This is a genomic window from uncultured Chitinophaga sp., from assembly GCF_902168175.1.
Classification (GTDB): Bacteria; Bacteroidota; Bacteroidia; order Chitinophagales; family Chitinophagaceae; genus Chitinophaga.
Genome location: NZ_CABHOU010000054.1, coordinates 160,196 through 178,711 on the forward strand (window position 1 = coordinate 160,196; position 18,516 = coordinate 178,711).

At 47.4% G+C, this 18,516-nt stretch carries 16 protein-coding genes; 9 read left to right on the forward strand and 7 right to left on the reverse strand.

Features of this window, described 5'->3' with window-relative positions; genetic code table 11:
• Positions 1 to 36: 36 nt before the first annotated feature.
• Positions 37 to 1,107, reverse strand: coding sequence for a 4-hydroxythreonine-4-phosphate dehydrogenase PdxA (gene pdxA / locus QZT80_RS11320; protein WP_295121795.1), 1,071 nt, complete (start codon positions 1,105 to 1,107; stop codon positions 37 to 39).
• Between the two features lie 110 nt (positions 1,108 to 1,217).
• Between pdxA and rsmA the strand changes: the two genes are divergently transcribed.
• From rsmA to QZT80_RS11340, 4 genes are all read left to right on the forward strand, one after another.
• A complete protein-coding gene (rsmA, locus tag QZT80_RS11325; protein ID WP_295121797.1) occupies positions 1,218 to 1,970 on the forward strand; it encodes a 16S rRNA (adenine(1518)-N(6)/adenine(1519)-N(6))-dimethyltransferase RsmA in 753 nt (250 codons plus the stop codon).
• Positions 1,967 to 2,890, forward strand: a complete 924-nt coding sequence (locus QZT80_RS11330) for an NAD(P)-dependent oxidoreductase (protein ID WP_295121799.1) — start codon at positions 1,967 to 1,969, stop codon at positions 2,888 to 2,890. The genes rsmA and QZT80_RS11330 overlap by 4 nt, the downstream gene beginning before the upstream one ends.
• A 125-nt stretch (positions 2,891 to 3,015) precedes the next feature.
• Positions 3,016 to 3,489 (forward strand): transcription elongation factor GreA, encoded by a 474-nt coding sequence (gene greA, locus QZT80_RS11335; RefSeq protein ID WP_295121801.1) that lies wholly within the window; start codon positions 3,016 to 3,018, stop codon positions 3,487 to 3,489.
• A 105-nt stretch (positions 3,490 to 3,594) separates the two neighbouring features.
• Positions 3,595 to 3,984, forward strand: a complete 390-nt coding sequence (locus QZT80_RS11340) for an HIT family protein (RefSeq protein ID WP_295121803.1) — start codon at positions 3,595 to 3,597, stop codon at positions 3,982 to 3,984.
• 136 nt (positions 3,985 to 4,120) lie between these two features.
• Here QZT80_RS11340 and QZT80_RS11345 read toward each other — a convergent pair whose 3' ends face one another.
• The gene (locus QZT80_RS11345) at positions 4,121 to 4,816 is read right to left on the reverse strand and encodes a response regulator transcription factor (protein WP_295121805.1); all 696 of its coding nucleotides are present in this window, start codon (positions 4,814 to 4,816) and stop codon (positions 4,121 to 4,123) included.
• 175 nt (positions 4,817 to 4,991) lie between these two features.
• Positions 4,992 to 5,552 (reverse strand): crossover junction endodeoxyribonuclease RuvC, encoded by a 561-nt coding sequence (ruvC, locus tag QZT80_RS11350; RefSeq protein WP_295121807.1) that lies wholly within the window; start codon positions 5,550 to 5,552, stop codon positions 4,992 to 4,994.
• 13 nt (positions 5,553 to 5,565) lie between these two features.
• Between ruvC and QZT80_RS11355 the strand changes: the two genes are divergently transcribed.
• The 3 genes from QZT80_RS11355 (at position 5,566) to QZT80_RS11365 (ending at position 8,181) form a co-directional block, all read left to right on the forward strand.
• Complete coding sequence (locus QZT80_RS11355) at positions 5,566 to 6,573, forward strand: lysylphosphatidylglycerol synthase domain-containing protein (RefSeq protein WP_295121809.1); 1,008 nt, start codon at positions 5,566 to 5,568, stop codon at positions 6,571 to 6,573.
• 9 nt (positions 6,574 to 6,582) lie between these two features.
• Entirely contained in the window at positions 6,583 to 7,374 is a 792-nt protein-coding gene (locus QZT80_RS11360) for a DUF3108 domain-containing protein (protein WP_295121811.1), read from the forward strand.
• 105 nt (positions 7,375 to 7,479) lie between these two features.
• Positions 7,480 to 8,181, forward strand: coding sequence for a response regulator transcription factor (locus QZT80_RS11365; protein ID WP_295121813.1), 702 nt, complete (start codon positions 7,480 to 7,482; stop codon positions 8,179 to 8,181).
• A 4-nt stretch (positions 8,182 to 8,185) separates the two neighbouring features.
• Here the strand turns inward: QZT80_RS11365 and ruvB are convergent, their stop codons facing one another.
• Positions 8,186 to 9,214, reverse strand: a complete 1,029-nt coding sequence (ruvB, locus tag QZT80_RS11370; protein WP_295121815.1) for a Holliday junction branch migration DNA helicase RuvB — start codon at positions 9,212 to 9,214, stop codon at positions 8,186 to 8,188.
• An 87-nt stretch (positions 9,215 to 9,301) separates the two neighbouring features.
• On the opposite strand from ruvB, the gene QZT80_RS11375 reads away from it, so the two are divergent.
• Entirely contained in the window at positions 9,302 to 10,603 is a 1,302-nt protein-coding gene (locus QZT80_RS11375) for a M20/M25/M40 family metallo-hydrolase (RefSeq protein WP_295121817.1), read from the forward strand.
• Between the two features lie 292 nt (positions 10,604 to 10,895).
• On the opposite strand, the gene QZT80_RS11380 is transcribed toward QZT80_RS11375, so the two are convergent.
• From QZT80_RS11380 to QZT80_RS11390, 3 genes are all read right to left on the reverse strand, one after another.
• On the reverse strand, positions 10,896 to 14,087 hold the full coding sequence (locus QZT80_RS11380; RefSeq protein WP_295121819.1) for a S41 family peptidase: 3,192 nt from the start codon (positions 14,085 to 14,087) through the stop codon (positions 10,896 to 10,898).
• Positions 14,088 to 14,155: 68 nt separating this feature from the next.
• Positions 14,156 to 14,875: a LytTR family DNA-binding domain-containing protein gene (locus QZT80_RS11385; RefSeq protein WP_295121821.1), complete on the reverse strand. Its 720-nt coding sequence runs from the start codon at positions 14,873 to 14,875 to the stop codon at positions 14,156 to 14,158.
• A gap of 3 nt (positions 14,876 to 14,878) precedes the next feature.
• Positions 14,879 to 15,886 (reverse strand): sensor histidine kinase, encoded by a 1,008-nt coding sequence (locus QZT80_RS11390; RefSeq protein ID WP_295121823.1) that lies wholly within the window; start codon positions 15,884 to 15,886, stop codon positions 14,879 to 14,881.
• 190 nt (positions 15,887 to 16,076) lie between these two features.
• Here QZT80_RS11390 and QZT80_RS11395 point away from each other — a divergent pair, with 190 nt between their 5' ends.
• Positions 16,077 to 18,458, forward strand: coding sequence for an outer membrane beta-barrel family protein (locus QZT80_RS11395; protein WP_295121824.1), 2,382 nt, complete (start codon positions 16,077 to 16,079; stop codon positions 18,456 to 18,458).
• The last annotated feature ends 58 nt before the right edge of the window (positions 18,459 to 18,516 follow it).

Sequence of the window (18,516 nt, forward strand, 5' to 3'; positions counted from 1 at the left end):
AATACCCCGCCATTGCCTGTAAATATTTTGAACCCACTATTCGGAGGCCAGCTCCATCTTCTTTAACGGATTTTTCGTGTTGTCCGCGTAAGTTTGGCGTTGGGTGATGATGTCGATACAAGTGTAAATTGACTGGCGGAAAGAATCCGGGTCTGCCAGGTTTTTACCGGCGATATCGAAGGCAGTGCCATGGTCGGGCGAGGTACGCACGATCGGCAGGCCTGCGGTGTAATTAATACCGTAGCCTGAAGCCAGTGATTTGAAAGGAATAAGGCCCTGGTCGTGGTACATGGCCAGTACGCCGTCGAACTGCTCGTGCATATTACGGGCGAAGAAGGCATCGGCGCTATAGGGGCCGAAGCAGAGCATACCATTGTGTTTAGCCTGTTTAATGGCCGGGATGATCTGTTTTTGCTCTTCGGTACCGATAAGGCCATCGTCGCCGGCATGTGGGTTAAGGCCCAGCACGGCAATACGTGGGGTATCGATACCAAAATCCTTAATGAGACTCTCCTTCATGAGGGCCAGCTTTTGCAGGATGTTTTCTACCGTTACATATTTAGCGATCTCCGATACGGGCACATGCTCCGTAAGCAGACCTACACGCATATTATCCGCAGTCATCAGCATTAGCACGTCTTTCGCCTGGAAAGCTTCCTTCAGGTAAGGTGTGTGGCCGGTGAAGTTGAAGTCTTTGCTTTGAATGTTCTTTTTATGGATAGGGGCGGTGATAAGGCCCTCTATATCACCGTCTTTGAGGCATTGTATGGCAACCGCCAGGGAGCGGGCTGCATACTTGCCACCAAGGTCGTTAATTACGCCAGGGGTGATCTGCACCTCTTCTTCCCAGCAGTTAAATACGTTCACCTGCTTGTGGTTAATTTTGGTGAAGTCCTTGATGCTCTGGTAGTTAAAGGTATTTTCATTCACCAGCTTGCGGTAAAAGTTCACGGTCTTATTGGACGCGAAAATGATGGGTGTGCATAACTCCAGCATCCTGCTATCAGCAAAAGTCTTAATGATGATCTCAGCACCGATGCTGTTAATGTCGCCTATCGTGATACCGATCACAGGCCTGTTGGCAGTATTTGTTTGTGGTATGCTCATGCTTAACCCCGGGTAATTAGCTAACAAATATACGGTTTCCTGTTGATAGCTGGTGGCCCGTCACGCCTGCCATGCTCCTTTTTCTTACTTTTGCTTCTTATTCCTTTTTCATGTACACGCTAAAGAAGTCACTGGGGCAGCATTTTTTGAAAGATGATAACATCTGCCGGAACATTGTGGATGCGCTCCCCGCCCCCGAAGGCACACAAATACTGGAGGTTGGTCCGGGGGCCGGCGCAATTACCAAATATCTGCTGGAGCTGCCGGGCACTATTTTTAAAGCAGTGGAACTGGATAAGGAGAAGGTAGAATATCTCGAAAAAACTTATCCGTCCATAAAGGGTAAACTCATCAACGAGAGTTTTTTGGAGATAAACCCGCCGTTCGATGGCAAGTTTTCCGTGATCGGCAACTTTCCTTACAACATTTCCACCCAAATCATGTTCCGTGTGCTGGAGTGGAAAGACCAGGTGCCGGCTGTAGTAGGGATGTTCCAGAAGGAAGTGGCGCAGCGTATTGCGGCGGCTCATAATAACAAGGATTACGGGATACTGAGCGTATTGATCCAGGCATTTTACCGAGTAGAGTACCTGTTTGACGTGTCAGAAACCTGTTTTATCCCACCGCCTAAGGTGAAGTCGGGTGTTATACGATTGCATCGTTTAGAGCAGGCGTACGATATCAGGAATGAAAAGAAGTTTTTCCTGCTGGTTAAAACTGCTTTCGGGCAACGCCGTAAGCAGTTGCGTAATCCGCTCAAAGGTTTCTTTAAAAAAGAAGATTTACAGGACGAAATATTTACCAAAAGGGCCGAAGCGCTTACAGTAGCCGACTTTGTGGCCTTATCCCATAGAATGTTATGAAGCAAGTATTGATTACGGCCAAAGTAAACCCGTACCTGATCAACGAACTCGAATCAAAAGGATACGCTGTTTCTTATCAACCGGCTATCACCTATCAGGAGGTGCTGGAGCAGGTGAAAGATATAGAGGGCCTGATAGTGACCACCCGTATCAAAGTGGATAAAGCGGTGTTAGACAATGCCACAAAACTGAAGTGGATAGGACGACTTGGTTCCGGAATGGAACTGATTGATGTGAAGTATGCTGAAAGTAAAGGCATTAAATGCGTAAGCAGCCCCGAAGGTAATGCTGATACAGTCGGAGAGCAGGTAGTAGGCATGTTGGTGTGCCTGATGCACAATATCCTCAAAAGTAACCTGGAACTGCGTGAGGGTATTTGGGAAAGAGAGGGCAACCGTGCATGGGAACTGGGTGGCCGTACAGTTGGTATTATCGGTTATGGTAATACAGGAGGTGCTGTAGCGAAAAGACTGCGCGGCTTTGGAGTGAATATCATTGCATACGATAAATACAAAACCAACTACGGTACCAGCGAGGTAAAAGAAGTGAGCTTACAGGATATTTTTGAGCAGGCCGAAATTGTAACCACACACCTGCCGCTTAATGATGAAACGTTCCATATGGTGAACGAACAGTTCCTGCGTTCGTTTGCGCAACCTATCTACTATATCAACGCCTCGCGCGGTAAGGTCGTAGATACGCCGGCTCTCGTAGCTGCCCTCGATAATGGGCTTGTAAAAGGCGCTTGTCTTGATGTTTTGGAGAATGAAAAACTGTCTTCCTACACAGCTGCCGAACAGGAAATGTTTACAAGATTGCTTACTGCCCCCAACATAGTAATGACCCCTCACATCGCAGGATATTCACACGAAGCCACGATAAAGATGGCGCAGATAGTGCTTCAAAAGTTAGATATATAGGTATTATATATATGAGCCACTGTAGCTAATCGTAAGGAAAAAAATATATATTTGCTGTACATCACTTTACAACGCTTCTATGCAAATAGGAGCGTTGCTTTTTTTTATTTCAAAAACAAAAGGTTATGTCTGGCGTAAATTATGTTACCAAGGAAACCCTGGAGCAAATGAAAGCGGAGCTAACGCTACTCAAAACAAAAGGAAGGGCTGAAATTGCACGTGCAATTTCGGAGGCTCGTGAAAAGGGGGATTTGAAGGAAAATGCAGAATACGATGCGGCCAAAGAGGCTCAAGGCCTCCATGAGGCCAAGATAGCCGTTTTGGATAATGCCGTTGCTACTGCCAGGATAGTAGAAGCTGAGTCAATTGATACATCTAAGGTTTCCATTCTTTGTAAGGTAACCATCACAAATATGGCTAGTAAAAAAACAGTTACTTACCAGCTTGTATCTGAAAAAGAGGCGGACCTGAAGTTGAATAAAATCTCTGTTACTTCTCCTATCGGCAAAGGTTTGCTGGGCAAAAAAGTCGGCGATGTGGCCGATGTGGTGGCGCCCAATGGCAGCATGAAATTTAAGGTCGAAAATATCGGTATCTGATCATATAATTCAGTTTTTCGCAAGGCCCGTCTGCATAAGGCGGGCCTTTGCTTTGAGCATCAATACAAATTGCTTATTTTTCCACTACCTAAAAACCTGCGGGCTATGACACTATTCTCCAAGATCATTAAAGGCGAAATTCCCAATTACAAAATTGCAGAGAACGAACACTTTTATGCATTCCTCGATATTTTTCCACTGATGAAAGGCCATACGCTCATCGTACCTAAAGTGGAAACCGACCGTTTTTTTGATGTGGATGATAACCTGCTGCGTGAGTGGCTGTTGTTTGCCAAACCAATTGCGCTGGCCATCGAAAAAGCGTATCCCTGTAACCGGGTAGGACTGAGTGTAGTGGGGCTGGAAGTGCCGCATGCGCATATGCACCTGGTGCCGGTAAACAGTGCCGATGATCTGAACTTCACACGTCCTAAACTGAAGTTATCGTCCGACGACTTTCAGCAGATACAGCAGCGTATAATTTCCTTTTTGTAATTGTAATAAGGAATAAGCAGAAGAGGTGTATAGATGGTATTGGCCATGTATACACCTCTTCTGCATTTGTATAAACATCAATAACACCCTTCTGAAGAAGCGTGTTAGTTTATTAGAACCCTACTGATAAAATCCGTTACGGAATGTAAAACTTGAACCCTATGCCGTGCAGTGTTTCGAGCCTGATGTCGTCTACATCGTCGAAGTGTTTCCTGATTTTGGTGATAAACACGTCCATGCTGCGACCGAGGAAGTAATCGTCCTTTCCCCAAACGTGGTAAAGGATTTCTTCGCGTTTGAGGGTTTTGTTGGGATTTTCGCAGAAGAATTTCAGGAGATCTGCTTCTTTCTGGGTAAGGGTGGCTTTAGTTTTACCGTCGTTGTCGATCAGTTTAAGTTCGCCGTAATCAAAGCTAAGGGGGCCGAGTTGGTATTGTGCGCGTTTGTCGGCATTGAGGGGCCGGGTCCTTTTAAGGAACACTTCAATACGCATTAACAATTCCTGCATGCTGAAAGGCTTCGTAACGTAGTCATCTGCGCCGGTTTTAAAGCCGGTGATCTTGTCCTCATCCATGGATTTGGAGGTAAGAAAAAGTATCGGGATAAGGTCGTTTTTCTTCCTGATTTGCTGAGCGAGCGTAAAGCCGTCTTTCTTTGGCATTACCACATCCAGCAAACATATATCAAACATGGATTTTTGAAATTGTTTCCAGGCCATCTCTCCGTCGGAGCAATGTGTCACTTCGTACCCGGCTTCTTCCAATCTTCGTTTGGTAACAGCCCCCAGATTGTAGTCATCTTCTACAAGGAGGATTTTTGCTTTCGTATCCATCTACGAACTGGATTAGGGTAAAATTGATAATTGATTAAAAGAGCAAGTTTTCATAGTTGCTATGGTGTTGCATTGAATTTTCCCACTGTCACAGGGCAAACCCGATTCAAAATAAGTACATTTTCGCAATTAACAAATAATAATAAGCTGTTCATTCCTGTTCATTTTCCGCCAGTCACCTCGAAACCCGCTCAGGATGCTTCTTCAGGAAGTCGTCCCAGCCTTTCGATTTGCCTGCCCCGGCCGCTGGCCCGGAGTCCTGGAAATGATGGCAAACGGCCACTGCCAGTGCATCTGAAGCATCCAGGAAATCGGGACGCTCATTGTAATTAAGGATATGGCGGAGCATTTGCCAAACCTGTTCCTTATCTGCATTACCGTTACCTGTTATTGATTGTTTTACTTTTTTTGGAGAATATTCGGCTACTTCGAGCCCCGCCTGCATCGCGGTAGCGATAGCCACGCCCTGGGCGCGACCCAGTTTGAGCATACTTTGTACGTTTTTACCGAAAAAGGGAGCTTCGATGGCGCAACAGTGTGGTTTATACTGCAATATGAGCTCGTTTACACGGGAATGGATCAGCATCAGCCGCTCATAATGGTCTTTATGTTTAGAGAGCTTTAGTACGTCGAGGGCAATAACGGTGGCTTTTTTGCCCTCCACGGAGATGAGTCCGTAGCCCATTACGATCGTACCGGGGTCTATTCCAAGAATTATTTTTGATTTGTTTGCCAACCGGAGTTTATTTTTGCCAAAATCTGAAATCCTGAACAAAAGTACAAAAATACTCCTCAATTACACTTTAGGCATCGGCCTCTTCGTTTGGTTAACCTATTCCATCTATAACCAGTTAATGAACCAGGTCAACCTCCGGGAGGCGGTAGACCGTATGGGCGAACTCCTTGTAAACAGGGGCCTGTTCGTACTGTTAACCGTTATTGTGCTAATGCTCGTCAACTGGGGGCTGGAAGCCCGAAAGTGGCAATTATTGGTACGGCCACTTGAAGATATATCGTTCCGCAAAGCTTTCAGCGCCATCCTTTCGGGGGTATCGCTGTCGATAAACACCCCCAACCGCATTGGCGAATACGGGGGGCGCATCCTTTACATAAAGAACCGTAACAAGCTCAAAGCGATTGCTGCTACCGTCGTGGGCAGCTTCAGTCAGTTGATCATCACCGCGGTTTTTGGGCTGGCCGGACTGATTTATTATATAAATAACTTTGAGCTAATTAAGGCTGATCAACGCTTTGCGTCTAGTTTCTGGGAAAATATAATGCTTGGCGTACTGATAGTTGTATCCTTGTTGATTATATTGCTTTACTTTCGGTTACAAATTATTGTCGCCGTTTTTGACAAGATATCCTGGTTGCGCAAGGCTAAGGTTTTTGTTCAGATCATCGCCCGGTATTCTCCTAAAGAACTGAAAAAACTCCTGCTCCTTTCAGCCGTGCGATACATGGTCTTCTCGGCACAGTATTTGATTTTATTGTATGTGTTAGGCGTTGAACTTGTGTGGTGGCAAGGTCTTTTGATGATCAGTACCATTTACCTCGTGATGGCAATGGTACCCACGATTGCGATAGCTGAACTAGGCCTCAGGGGCAGGGTGAGCATCTATTTCCTGGGTTTGCTCAGTCCTAATATAGCCGGCATCATAGCTGCCACGGTATGTATATGGCTGATTAACCTGGTTTTACCTGCGGTGATGGGTAGTATTCTACTTCTGGGCGTTAAAATATTCAAGGAAAAATAGCGATGATCAATGAAGCATTTGTTACTAATTATCTGTGGGTTAACCATAAGCAGTATATGCTTTGCACAGGAGTTTTGCGGGGCCGGTAACACCAGCTTTAAAGCGGGCGAAAACCTTACATTTAAGGTGTACTATAACCTTGGTAAAATGTTTGTAGGCGCAGGCGAAGCCACGTTTACCAGCAAACTGGAAAAGTATGGCGGGCACGATGTATACCACGTAACAGGTGAAGGCAAAACCTTTCGCACCTACGACTGGATATTTAAAGTGCGCGATAAATATGAAAGTTATATAGATACAGCTACCATGAAGCCATTACGTTTTATCCGTAATGTGAACGAAGGGGGCTACAAAATATCCCAGAACGTGGTATTTAACCACGATGCCCATACCGCCACTAACGAAAAAGGAGCGGTTTTTAAAACACCTCCCTGTGTGCAGGACGTTATCAGCGCTATTTACTACGCACGTAATATCGACTTCTCGAAGTACAAACCGAACGATAAAATTCCGCTTACGATGTTCCTCGACGATGAGGTGTACAACATTTACATCCGTTATATCGGAAAGGAGGAAGTGAACACGAAGTTCGGTAAGTTCCGCGCCATCAAATTCAAGCCCCTGCTTATCAAGGGCACCATCTTCGAAGGTGGCGAAAAGATGACGGTGTGGGTGAGCGACGATGCTAATAAGGTACCTTTGCGGGTAGATAGCCCTATCTCCGTAGGCAGTATTAAAGTTGATATGGTGGGTTACAGTAACCTACGCTGGGGCTTTACATCACTGATCAATAAACGTTAGTCATCTTCTTATTTTAACAAATTCTTAGCGCGGGAAGGCGCGATTTTTCTGCATCTTGCTGCTTCAGAAAAACTTATATTTGTTTATATACATTAACCTCTGAATATGGAAGAACGTAAACCACATATACTGCTGGCCGAAGACGATACCAACCTTGGGATGGTATTAAAGAATTATCTGGAGCTGAACGATTATGAAGTAGAACTTTGCCGCGACGGTATACTTGCACTGGCTGCCTTCCGCCGCCAGAAGTTCGATATCTGCCTGCTCGACATCATGATGCCTAATATGGACGGATTCAAGCTGGCTGAAGAAATACGCGATGTAGATCCGGATATCCCTTTATTTTTCCTTTCTGCCAAAACCATGAAGGAAGATATTATCCAGGGGTATAAACTGGGAGCCGACGATTACATCTCTAAACCTTTCGATAGTGAACTGCTGCTGCTGAAGATCAAAGCGATACTGAAGCGCAACCAGGAACTGAACCAGAAAGAGGAAGAGCAACACGAGTTCGTTATCGGCGATTATCATTTTAACTCGCGCCTGCGTACGCTGGCGAAAGATACACAGTCGCACACTTTATCTCCTAAAGAGAATGAGTTGCTGCATATGCTGTGCGAGCATAAAAATGACCTCTTACCGCGCGAAGTGGCGCTGAAGAAAATATGGGGCAGCGATACTTACTTCAATGGTCGCAGTATGGACGTGTACATCGCCAAACTGCGTAAGTACCTGAAGGAAGATCCCAATATCGAGATCGTGAATATTCACGGTAACGGCTTCCGCCTGGTGGTGAAGGAGTAGTGATTTAAAACAAAGTATTTCCACTCCCTTTATAAGGAGTTTTCCCTAAATGGGTATAGGCTTTATCGGTAACCTCCCTTCCACGGGGAGTGCGCTTGATAAAGCCTTCTTGTATTAAGAAAGGTTCGTACACTTCTTCCAGCGTACCTGCTTCTTCACCCACTGCCGTAGCGATAGTAGTAATACCCACTGGCCCGCCTTTAAAGTTTTCGATGATGGTATGCAGGATGCGGTTGTCCATTTCATCGAGGCCATATTCGTCTACATTCAGCGCTTTAAGGCTGAACTGCGCTATTTCCATATCAATTACCCCGTTACCCATTACCTGGGCGAAGTCGCGCACACGGCGCAGCAAACCGTTGGCAATACGGGGAGTGCCACGTGAACGGCGGGCTATTTCGCCGGCAGCATCGGAAGTGATCTTCGTATTTAATAAACCAGACGCCCGCCAGATGATCTTCTGAAGCACATCTTTGTTATAGTATTCCAGCCTGGACTTAATACCGAAACGTGATAACAGCGGGGCGGTAAGCAGGCCGGAACGGGTTGTAGCCCCGATCAGGGTAAAAGAACTGAGGTTGATCTGTACCGACCGTGCATTGGGACCGCTATCGATCATGATATCGATACGGAAGTCCTCCATGGCGGAGTACAGGTACTCTTCCACGACCGTACTGAGGCGGTGGATCTCATCTATAAACAGTACGTCTTTTTCCTCGAGATTGGTAAGCAAACCTGCCAGGTCGCCGGGCTTTTCGATCACCGGGCCGGAAGTTTCCTTAATATTGACCCCCATTTCATTGGCAACGATGCGGGAAAGCGTGGTTTTACCGAGACCGGGAGGGCCGTGGAACAGCACGTGGTCAAGAGCTTCTCCGCGCATTTTAGCCGCCTGGATAAACACCTTTAAGTTGGTGATGATCTGGTCCTGGCCCGCAAAGTCAATAATCTCCTTTGGGCGAATGCTGTTCTCGAATTCCTTCTCAGCAGCGCTCAATCTGTTCTCTTCGGGTCGTAAGTGCGGATTGGACATAATCACCAAATGTAAGAAAACCTTGATTTTGGATGGAGTTATGGGCATGAAATTTTATTTTTGACATAATTCAAATCTGCTATGACAATGAAAAAGGCTCTTTTACTGGCGCTGCCGTTAAGTTTGGGAATGATGTCGCATACAATGTTTGCCCAAAAAATTAAAGCAAAGGAGGTAAAACGTATCATCAGCACGCTGGCTGCAGACGATATGGGTGGCCGCCCCACATTTAAACCGGGTATAGATAAAGCTTCCGTTTTTCTGGAAGCGGAATTTAAGAAAGCTGGTTTGCAGCCATTGGCAGGTTCCAAAGGTTATCGCCAGGAGTTCAATATGTATACTGTAAAGTCGCAGTCGGTGAGGTTACTGGTAAACGGAAAAGAGTGGAGCCGCGACCAGGTGGTAGTTCAAAGCAGTTTACCCAGGATTGAATGGAAAAGCCTTGATAAGATAAAGGAGGAAACGGTTAGAAGTGAAGAAGAGCTGAAAGCAAAGTTCCGTGAAGCGCTGGATGGCGAGGTGGATGTGCCGACCTTAGTTTGGGTAGATGCGCAGGCCGCCGGGGCATTCAAGTCGATCCGTAACCGCAGGGCAAGGCCTTTAATTACGGGCGAAAAGGATAACCCGGTAGTGTTCGTATTAAAAGATGCGGTGTTTGAAAAGATAGCCGAATGGAACCTTTCCATTACCCAGGAGCTTAATATTATGCACCTGAACAACGTGGCAGGTATGATTACCGGCAGCAGTAAACCGGATGAGTACGTGGTATTCTCTGGCCATTACGATCACATAGGTATATTACCTCCATCGGCAGCTAAGGACAGTATTGCCAATGGCGCTGACGATGACGCTTCGGGCACCACGGCGGTAGTAATGCTGGCCAATTATTTTAAGAAGAAGAAGCCTGCCCGTAGTATCATCTTCGTGGCATTTACGGCCGAAGAGATAGGCGGCTACGGCTCACAGTACTTCTCCCGCCAACTAAGCCCTGATAAGGTAGTAGCCATGTTCAATATTGAAATGATAGGCAAAGAATCGAAGTTTGGCCGCAACAGCGCGTTTATTACGGGCTTCGAAAAGTCTGACTTCGGCACTATCTTACAGAAGAACCTCGAAGGCTCGGCCTTTAAGTTTCACCCCGACCCATACCCAGAACAGAACCTGTTTTACCGTTCAGATAATGCGACATTAGCCCGTTTAGGTGTGCCTGCCCATACCATCTCCACCACACAGATCGATAAAGATAAACTGTACCATAGCGTTGATGATGAAGTGGAAAGCCTGAACATCCAGAACATCACCGACATTATTAAAGCGATTGCCCGTAGCGCTGAAAGTATTATCGCAGGGAAAGACACGCCGACAAGGGTGACTGATGTGAAGAAATAGATTCGGTATATACACCGGTATGTAGCCTCTCCGTAATGCGGAGGGGCTTTTTTATTTCACCCGGTTGTTAGTTGGCTATACCGGTTGGCAGGTTATCCCTCATTGACAGATGATCATGCCGGTGCACCAAAAGCTAGTGTTGGGCAGGTGTATACACCACCCCGCCATGTAAGCCCCAAACATTGCCCGATACTGTTACCACCGCTGAAGGGAGTGACACAACGGCGGCTGACCAAAGCTCCTCCGCTGGTTACATAAAAAAAGGCCGGTCTGTATGACCGGCCTGTATGGACTATTTAATCTTCTTCATGATTTCTTCTATCGCCCGGTCGAGTTGCGGGTCTTTGTTTTCGAGACGGTCGGTGAAGGTGGTTTTCACGTAAATGTCGGGGGCAACGCCTTCTTTTTCCAGGTCTTTACCATCCAGGGTGTAGCAACCCCAGGATGGGAGGCGGAAGAAGGAGCCATCTACCAGGCCACGGCCGGAGGTGAAAATGATCCAGCGGTAGGTTTCTGTGCCGATGATGGTGCCAAGTTTGAGGGCTTTGAAGCCGGCGGCGGTCATTTCGGCATCACTGAGGCTTTGCTCATTGATCAGCAGTACGATCGGTTTGCCGGATGGGGCAAAGTCGGGCTGAGGTGAGCGTTTGCCATCGCGGTACTGCCATTGCAGGTACGGGCGCTGGCTCAGGAAGTTGAGTACGGCGTCGTGTACATTACCGCCGGTATTATACCTGAGGTCGAATATCAGGGCCTTTTTGCCATCGAGTTCGGCAACGAGGTCGGTGAGGAACTTTTCGAGTTCGCCGCCACCCATGTTCTTCATGTAGGTGTAAGCAATTTTGTTGTCGCTTTTCTTATCTACATACGCCTGGTTCCAGTCTATCCACTCGTTATACAGTTCTTCGCCCAGCTGGTACGGCTGCTCGGGATGCAGTTTTACATTTACTTCTTTGCCGCTGCGGGTAAAGGTGAGTTCCATTTCACGCTCCATTGATGGGCGGGTGAAATAGATGTCGCGGCAGGTGTTTGGATCTACCTTTTCGCCGTTTACTTTCACCAGGATATCGCCTGGTTGTATGTCCACCTCTTTTTTATCGGCATTACTGTTATTAACGATGTACTTTACTTTGTAAGGCTCATTGTTGTCGAACATGATGCCTGTTTCCATGGTGTTATAAGCGAAGTTGATGCGCTCCTCCGGACCATTGGAGTTGAAGCCCATATGCGAGGAGTTCAGTTCGCCCAGCAGGTCGTTCAGCAGTATACGCAGATCGGCGCGGGTGTTGATGTACGGCAGGAATTTAGCATAGTCGTCGCGCAGTTTCTTCCAGTCGCGGCCATGAAATTCGTGATCGTAATAGTTTTCTTCAAGGCCGGCCCATGTTTCATAAAACATCTGTTTAAACTCAGCTTCCATATCGCGGTAAAAGGATTTGCTGATATTGATCTGGTCGAGTTTATTGGCGTCAAGGTTTACCTTGTTGATGTTACCGTTGAAGATGGTGTAGATCTTGCCATCGGCTTCTACGATGCCATCTACACTGCCATCGGTACCATTGATCTTTTCGGTTTTAGGCTGCTCGAATGGTTCCAGCACGGTTTTGTACAGCGCGGGTTTACCTTCGTGGTTAGAGCCGAATAATACGGTGGTCTTCGTGTCTTTCTGCAGCACCCATGGGCCATCCTGCGAACCGGCGTTAGGGCTGATGCGCTCCACACGTTCCATGAGACCTTTGGTGTTGATGGAGATGGCGATCGCCTTTTTCTTCTCCTCTTCTTTTTTCTTCTCTTCTTCTTTCTTTTTCTCCTCTTCCTTTTTCTTGTCTTTGTCTTTACCGTCTTCTTTCTTTTTCTCTTCTTCTTTCTTCTTCTCGAACAGTTCGTCAAACTTATCCATACGGTAAGGTTCATCGAATTTGTCGAGGGCCACACGGTAGATGTGCGGGTCTATCATACCGGTTGGGTAGCTGGGTTTGGTGCGGGAAGAGCCGAAGTAGATATACTTGCCATCGGGCGACCAGAACGGATTTACTTCCGCTACGCCGGTATTGGTAAGGTTAATGGTTTGTTTGGTTTTGGTGTTATACACCATGATGTCGGCCTCGAAGTTGCGCATGGCGTTAAACACGATGTACTCGCCATTGGGGGAGTAACGGGGCGCACTGTTGTACATGGCCCAGAGTTCGTCTTTCACAATGTTTTTGCTCTCGAAGGTTTTAAGATCGATGGTGCGTACTTCGTCGCGGCCGCTGAGGTAAACGCCTTCTGTACGCTCTTTGTTAAGCGTAAGTTGACGGTTGTTCTTCGCATCGCTGGTGAGTTGTTTAGCGGTACCACTGCCATCGGCAGCAATAGAGTACCAATTGGTGTAACCGTTCAGCGTTTGGCTGAAAAGGAGGGTACGGTTATCTTTCAGCCAGTTTACTTCAGAAGCACGTTCGGCCGGCTTCGACAGTTGTTTTACGAACTTTCCTTCCGCATCACTCACAAACAATTCACCACGGGAAATGAACGCGATCTTTTTACCATCGGGCGATACGTCGAAGGTGCTGATCTTACCGTTTACCTCAAAACTTTGTTGCTTAGGCAGGGTAAAGTTGCGCAGTACTCTTAAAGGTATTTTAGAAGACTGAGCGGTGGCTACATCGTAAATGTATACCTGGTAATCTTTCTCGAACACTACTTTACCGCCATTAGCCGCTACGGATGGGCGTTTGATGGAAGTATTGAATTTCGTAAGACCTTTCTTTTTACCGTTCTCGAAAGTGTACAGGTTATATTCTCCGTTCGCTTCGTCGCTTACAAAGTAGATATTTCCTTTACGGTCGATGCTGGTCCAGAAGTCTTTACCGCGGTAATCGGTATAACGTTTATGGGTCTTGGTAGCGGGAACGTAGGATTGGATATCGGGGTTGAAGTCGCCCTTGTAACCTTTCCTGTTTGCCATATTGCTGCTTTCCCAGGTATCGTTAAAGAATATTTCGCCTGTTGTTGGGTGCAGGGCTATATTGTGTAACTGGTTAAAGTAGTGAGGGAACAGCCTTTCGGGGTTACCGCCTTCAACCGGGAGTTTATACACCGTTGGTGCGCCCTGGCGACTGCTGCGAAAGTAAATGAACTTCGAATCCCAGCTCCATGTTTCCATGTCGTCGAGCGAGGCGTGGAAGGTGAGTTGTTTCACTTCGCCGCCTTCAATGGGAATGATAAATATATCAGCATTGCCGAACTGGGAGCCGGTAAAGGCCACCCATTTACCATCGGGCGATACTCTTGCATTGCCTTCCTGACCGGCCATGGCGGTGAGGCGGGTAGCATGCGGATTAGCCACATCGGCTTTCCAAAGGTCGCCTTCGTAGCTGAATATAACCGTTTTGCCGTCGGGGGTAAGGGTGGGCATGGTAGTAAAGTAGGCTTCACTGGTTTGGGCGCTGGCCGCCTGGCATAGTAGTGCGGCCATGAAACTTAGTATGGTAGTCCTCATAAGGTGATTTTGTTGAAGGGTAAAATAAGAAGGAAACAGGGAATTAGGAAACCGATTATTATTAACGGTTATTCCCGGCCTTCTATCAGCTGGAAAAAGGCATCGCGGTAGGTATCGCCAATGGGTATAACCTCTTTACCGATAAAGATGCGGTTGCGTTCGATGGTATCGGTTTTTTCGAGGGACACGATGTAGGATTTATGCACCCGCATGAACCTGGGCGCTGGTAATATTTTCTCCATCCTTTTCATGTTCTGCAGGGTAATGATCTTTTCGGTGGTGGTCTGGATGGCGATGTAGTCCTTTAATCCTTCCACGAAGAGGATGTCAGACAGTTGCACCTTTACCATCTTATTATCGGTTTTAACGAATATAAAATTAGGGATGTCGGTGCTGGTCTTTTCCGCTACGGGCATTGGCTGGCTTGGGCTGATGAGTGTTACCGCTTTTTGCGCTGCTTTGTAAAAACGTTCGTAGGCAATGGGTTTAAGCAGGTAATCTACCACATCGTGCTCATAACCGTCCAGGGCGTATTGCGGATAGGCGGTAGTGAGTATTACGCGTGCTTTGCCATGGATGATCTTCATGAACTGCAGGCCGTTCAGTTGGGGCATCTGGATATCGAGAAATACCAGGTCTGCCCCGCCGCTTTCCACGAACTGTAAGGCATCCAGCACCTGGTTGGTGCTGTACACCAGCTCCAGGAAGGGCGTTTTGCGGATGTAATCTGTAATTACATCCAATGCCAGCAGTTCATCGTCGACCGCTATACAGCGTAGTTTTTGCATGCGTTATGCCAGTTGAAGGGTGAGTTCACAAATGTAATGCGTTCCGTTATTATCGATCTTCAATTCGTGCCTGCCGGGGTACAGCAATTCCAGGCGACGTTTGATGTTCGCGATACCGATGCCGCCGGTCTGGTCTTTTTGCTGTTGATTGATTTTGTTTTGTACATAGAGTTGCAGTTGTTGTCCCTCCACTGTGATCTGGATCAGTACCGGCTCATCCGGATCGTTGAGTATGCCGTGTTTAAACGCATTTTCCACAAAGGCGATGAGTAACAGCGGGGCAATCTGATGCTGCATAACCGCGCCTTCTACCAGCAGGTCGGCATAAATGGCTTCTTTAAAACGCATCTTCTGTAACTCCACAAAGTTACGCAGGTATTGAATTTCCTTATCCAGTGGCACCAGTTTCTCTTCCGTATCGTACAACATGTAACGCATAATTTCGGAGAGTTTGAGGATAGCGGCGGGTGCTTTTTCTGAATGTTGATAAGAAAGAGAATAAATGCTGTTAAGGGTATTAAATAAAAAGTGAGGGTTGATCTGTGATTTCAGAAAAGAGATTTCTGCCGCAGAATGCTGCTTCTCCTGTTCCCGCTGTTGTTCGCGTAAACGAAGCCAGTCCTGTATAAAGCGGATAATACTGCCGATGATGATCCAGGTGCCAAAGCGGAGGTAGTTATCTTCAAAATAATAAGTGTAAGTGGTGCCCTGGAAGTAGTTGGAATAGCCGAAGAGCTTTAAGTACAGTACTTCTTCCACCAGGTAGCGGATCACAATGAACGATAATACCAGCGCTACCACGCTGAACAGCCACAGCAAATACTTCTTTTTCGACAGCAGCCTGGGATGCAGCCATTGGTAGTTGATGTAAAACAGGGCCAGTTTCATCAGGGTAAAGCTGATGCCATAGAAGCTAAACGTAGTGTCGATGTGTACGTTAAGATAGAGGTCCATGAACCCTACCCCGATGAAGAGCAGGACGTTAAAGAGTATATGTTGCCGTTTGTTCATAGTGCCGTTTTGTAGTATTCAAAGTTACCAAGCCGCCTGCCGGTGAATACCCCTGCTTCGACAAACGGCCCTTTTCGTCCGACAAACTGCCATGGTCGGTGTTCGTCGTACGGGCGGGGCTGTTGGTATAAAAGGGAAAGAGCGGGCGGGCGCATCCAGCCATCTTTGTACTGTTCTCAATTTAAGACATATGAAAACAGTAATTACCTCCTTCCTCCTTTTTTTACACCTTAGTACATATGGCCAGGGCCGCATTGCCGGCCAGGTAAACACGCCTTCCGCCACGCCGGCTTCCTTTGCCACGGTAGCGCTGTTAAAAGCAGCCGATAGTGCCGTGGTTAAAGGGGCCGTGTGCGATAGTCTGGGGAATTATACCATTGTTGCGCCATACGGCCGTTACCTGCTGGCCGCTACGCAGGTGGGCATGGCCAAAACCTACAGTGCCCCGTTTGTGACCGACAGTATAAATAGCCATGTTACGATGCCAGCCATCGTGCTGGTGAGCCGTAATACGCTGAAAGAAGTAGCCGTAAATGCGCAGAAACCTTATGTAGAAATGCAGATAGATAAGATGGTGCTGAACGTAGAAAATAGTGTAATGGCGCAAGGCAATACGCTGTTCGATCTGCTCGTGCATGCGCCAGGCATCAGGCCCGATAAAGATGAAAATTTGGTGATGATGGGCAAATCGGGCGTGCAGGTTTGGATAGATGGCCGCCCTTCAAACTTAAGTGGAGAAAGCCTCACCGCCTGGCTTAAGGCCCAGCCGGCCGACGTGGTGGCGAAAATAGAACTGATATCACAGCCGTCAGCGAGGTTCGATGCGGGCGGCAGTGCGGGTATTATCAACATAAGGTTAAAGAAGAACATGCAGCAGGGTGTTAATGGCAATGCGTATACTTCCCTGGCCATGGGTAAGTACCCTAAAGCCTCTGCGGGATTGAATCTTAACTACCGGAAAGACAAGCTGAACTTCTTTGGTAATTATAGCTACAACTATTCCGAATCGTTCAACTACCGCACCCTGAACACGGTTATTCATGGTAAGGGCAAGGAGTCGTACATGGATTACGACAACTACTGGCACCCGGTAAGTGATTTTCATTTTCTGAAGATAGGTGCTGACTACAAGCCAACTGCCAAAACCACCATTGGTTTTATTGTGAACGGAAACCTCAGCAGCTCGAACAATACAACAGAAGCCAACACCTTTGTATACGACATCCCCACCGAAAAGAGTCTGCTGGCGGCTAACTCCCGGGGCAACGATGACTGGTCGAAACTGAGTTATAACCTGAACCTGCTGCATGAAATAGACAGCCTGGGCAGCACGCTGAACCTCGATGCTGATTATTCTAATTACGGCAAAGAAGTGACCGAGGGCATCGAGAACCGTAACAATTCAGGCGCTTTGTTCGCGCAGATCAGGGCGGCTGCACCAACCGATGTAGATGCATTATCGTTCAAGGCCGACTATACAAAGTACTTCTCTAAAACCCTCCGTTTAGAGGCCGGCTTTAAAGTGAACCGTGTACAAACCGACAACGACCTGCGGTACGATTCGCTGCTGCAAAACGTTTGGGAGCCCGATGTAAACAGGTCAAACCAGTTCGTGTACACCGAAAACATACAGGCCGCTTACGTTACGCTGGCTAAGGAATGGAAGAAGTGGACCCTGCAGGCAGGCCTGCGCGCCGAACGGACAGAGGCCACCGGTTATTCCGTAACCCTGGGCCAGAAAGTAAAGCGCCGTTACACCGGTTTGTTTCCCACAGTAAACGTGATGAAGAAAATCAACGAAACCAATGACCTCAGCTTTAGCTATTCCCGCCGCATTGACCGTCCTTCCTACGGCTCCCTAAATCCTTTTATTGTAGCGATAGACCCCTATAACAGGCAGGTCGGTAATCCCTACCTGAATCCATCGTACAGCAACACCTTCCAGTTGCGCCATGGGTTTAAACAGGCCCTTTGGACAACCTTGTATTATAGTCGTGGCAACCGCGATGTGGTAAGGCTTATTTCGCAGGATAGCGTTACAAAGATCCAGACCACTACTTCTGAAAACCTGGGCAGCAGCGACTACGGTTATATCTCCGTAAGCCTGGGCCTGCCGGTAACCAGCTGGTGGCAGCTCGATTTTAGCGGTGGGGTCGGTTATGCCGAGTATCGTTCTAATACCTTTACTAATGGTAACTGGGGCGCCGAAACCAGCCTGGATAACACCTTTACCATTTTCAAAGATCTTCGCCTGGCGATCAGCATGTTCTACAATACCGCCGCTCCCTCGGGTCAGCAGGTACAACGCGCCAACTATGGCGGCCGTTTCAGTGCCAGCAAACCCGTATTTCGCAAACAGGGCCGCGTTTCATTTGGCCTCCAGGACCCCTTTAATATGCAGCGCTACGATGCCGATATATACACCAATGCCTCCACCATCCGCTGGGTGAACCGTTGGGAAAGCAGGAAGGTGAGCCTCAGCTTTTCGTGGAAGTTCGGTAGTCAGCAGATAAAGGCGGTAAGGGAGCGGAAGAATAGCATGGGCGATGTAGAGAACAGGGTGAATATGTAGGAGGTGGCAGTATTATACGTATCAGCCTTTCGTTAGACCCTGGTACCTACGAGGGTAG

Excerpts from the sequence above, each read along its gene's own strand:
- rsmA (WP_295121797.1), top strand. The coding sequence starts at position 1,218 with ATGTACACGCTAAAGAAGTCACTGGGGCAGCATTTTTTGAAAGATGAT.
- QZT80_RS11365 (WP_295121813.1), top strand. The coding sequence starts at position 7,480 with ATGGAAGAACGTAAACCACATATACTGCTGGCCGAAGACGATACCAAC.
- QZT80_RS11380 (WP_295121819.1), bottom strand. The coding sequence starts at position 14,087 with ATGAGGACTACCATACTAAGTTTCATGGCCGCACTACTATGCCAGGCG.
- QZT80_RS11345 (WP_295121805.1), bottom strand. The coding sequence starts at position 4,816 with ATGGATACGAAAGCAAAAATCCTCCTTGTAGAAGATGACTACAATCTG.
- QZT80_RS11375 (WP_295121817.1), top strand. The coding sequence starts at position 9,302 with ATGAAAAAGGCTCTTTTACTGGCGCTGCCGTTAAGTTTGGGAATGATG.
- QZT80_RS11360 (WP_295121811.1), top strand. The coding sequence starts at position 6,583 with ATGAAGCATTTGTTACTAATTATCTGTGGGTTAACCATAAGCAGTATA.
- QZT80_RS11330 (WP_295121799.1), top strand. The coding sequence starts at position 1,967 with ATGAAGCAAGTATTGATTACGGCCAAAGTAAACCCGTACCTGATCAAC.
- greA (WP_295121801.1), top strand. The coding sequence starts at position 3,016 with ATGTCTGGCGTAAATTATGTTACCAAGGAAACCCTGGAGCAAATGAAA.
- QZT80_RS11395 (WP_295121824.1), top strand. The coding sequence starts at position 16,077 with ATGAAAACAGTAATTACCTCCTTCCTCCTTTTTTTACACCTTAGTACA.
- ruvB (WP_295121815.1), bottom strand. The coding sequence starts at position 9,214 with ATGTCCAATCCGCACTTACGACCCGAAGAGAACAGATTGAGCGCTGCT.
- QZT80_RS11385 (WP_295121821.1), bottom strand. The coding sequence starts at position 14,875 with ATGCAAAAACTACGCTGTATAGCGGTCGACGATGAACTGCTGGCATTG.
- QZT80_RS11390 (WP_295121823.1), bottom strand. The coding sequence starts at position 15,886 with ATGAACAAACGGCAACATATACTCTTTAACGTCCTGCTCTTCATCGGG.
- QZT80_RS11340 (WP_295121803.1), top strand. The coding sequence starts at position 3,595 with ATGACACTATTCTCCAAGATCATTAAAGGCGAAATTCCCAATTACAAA.
- pdxA (WP_295121795.1), bottom strand. The coding sequence starts at position 1,107 with ATGAGCATACCACAAACAAATACTGCCAACAGGCCTGTGATCGGTATC.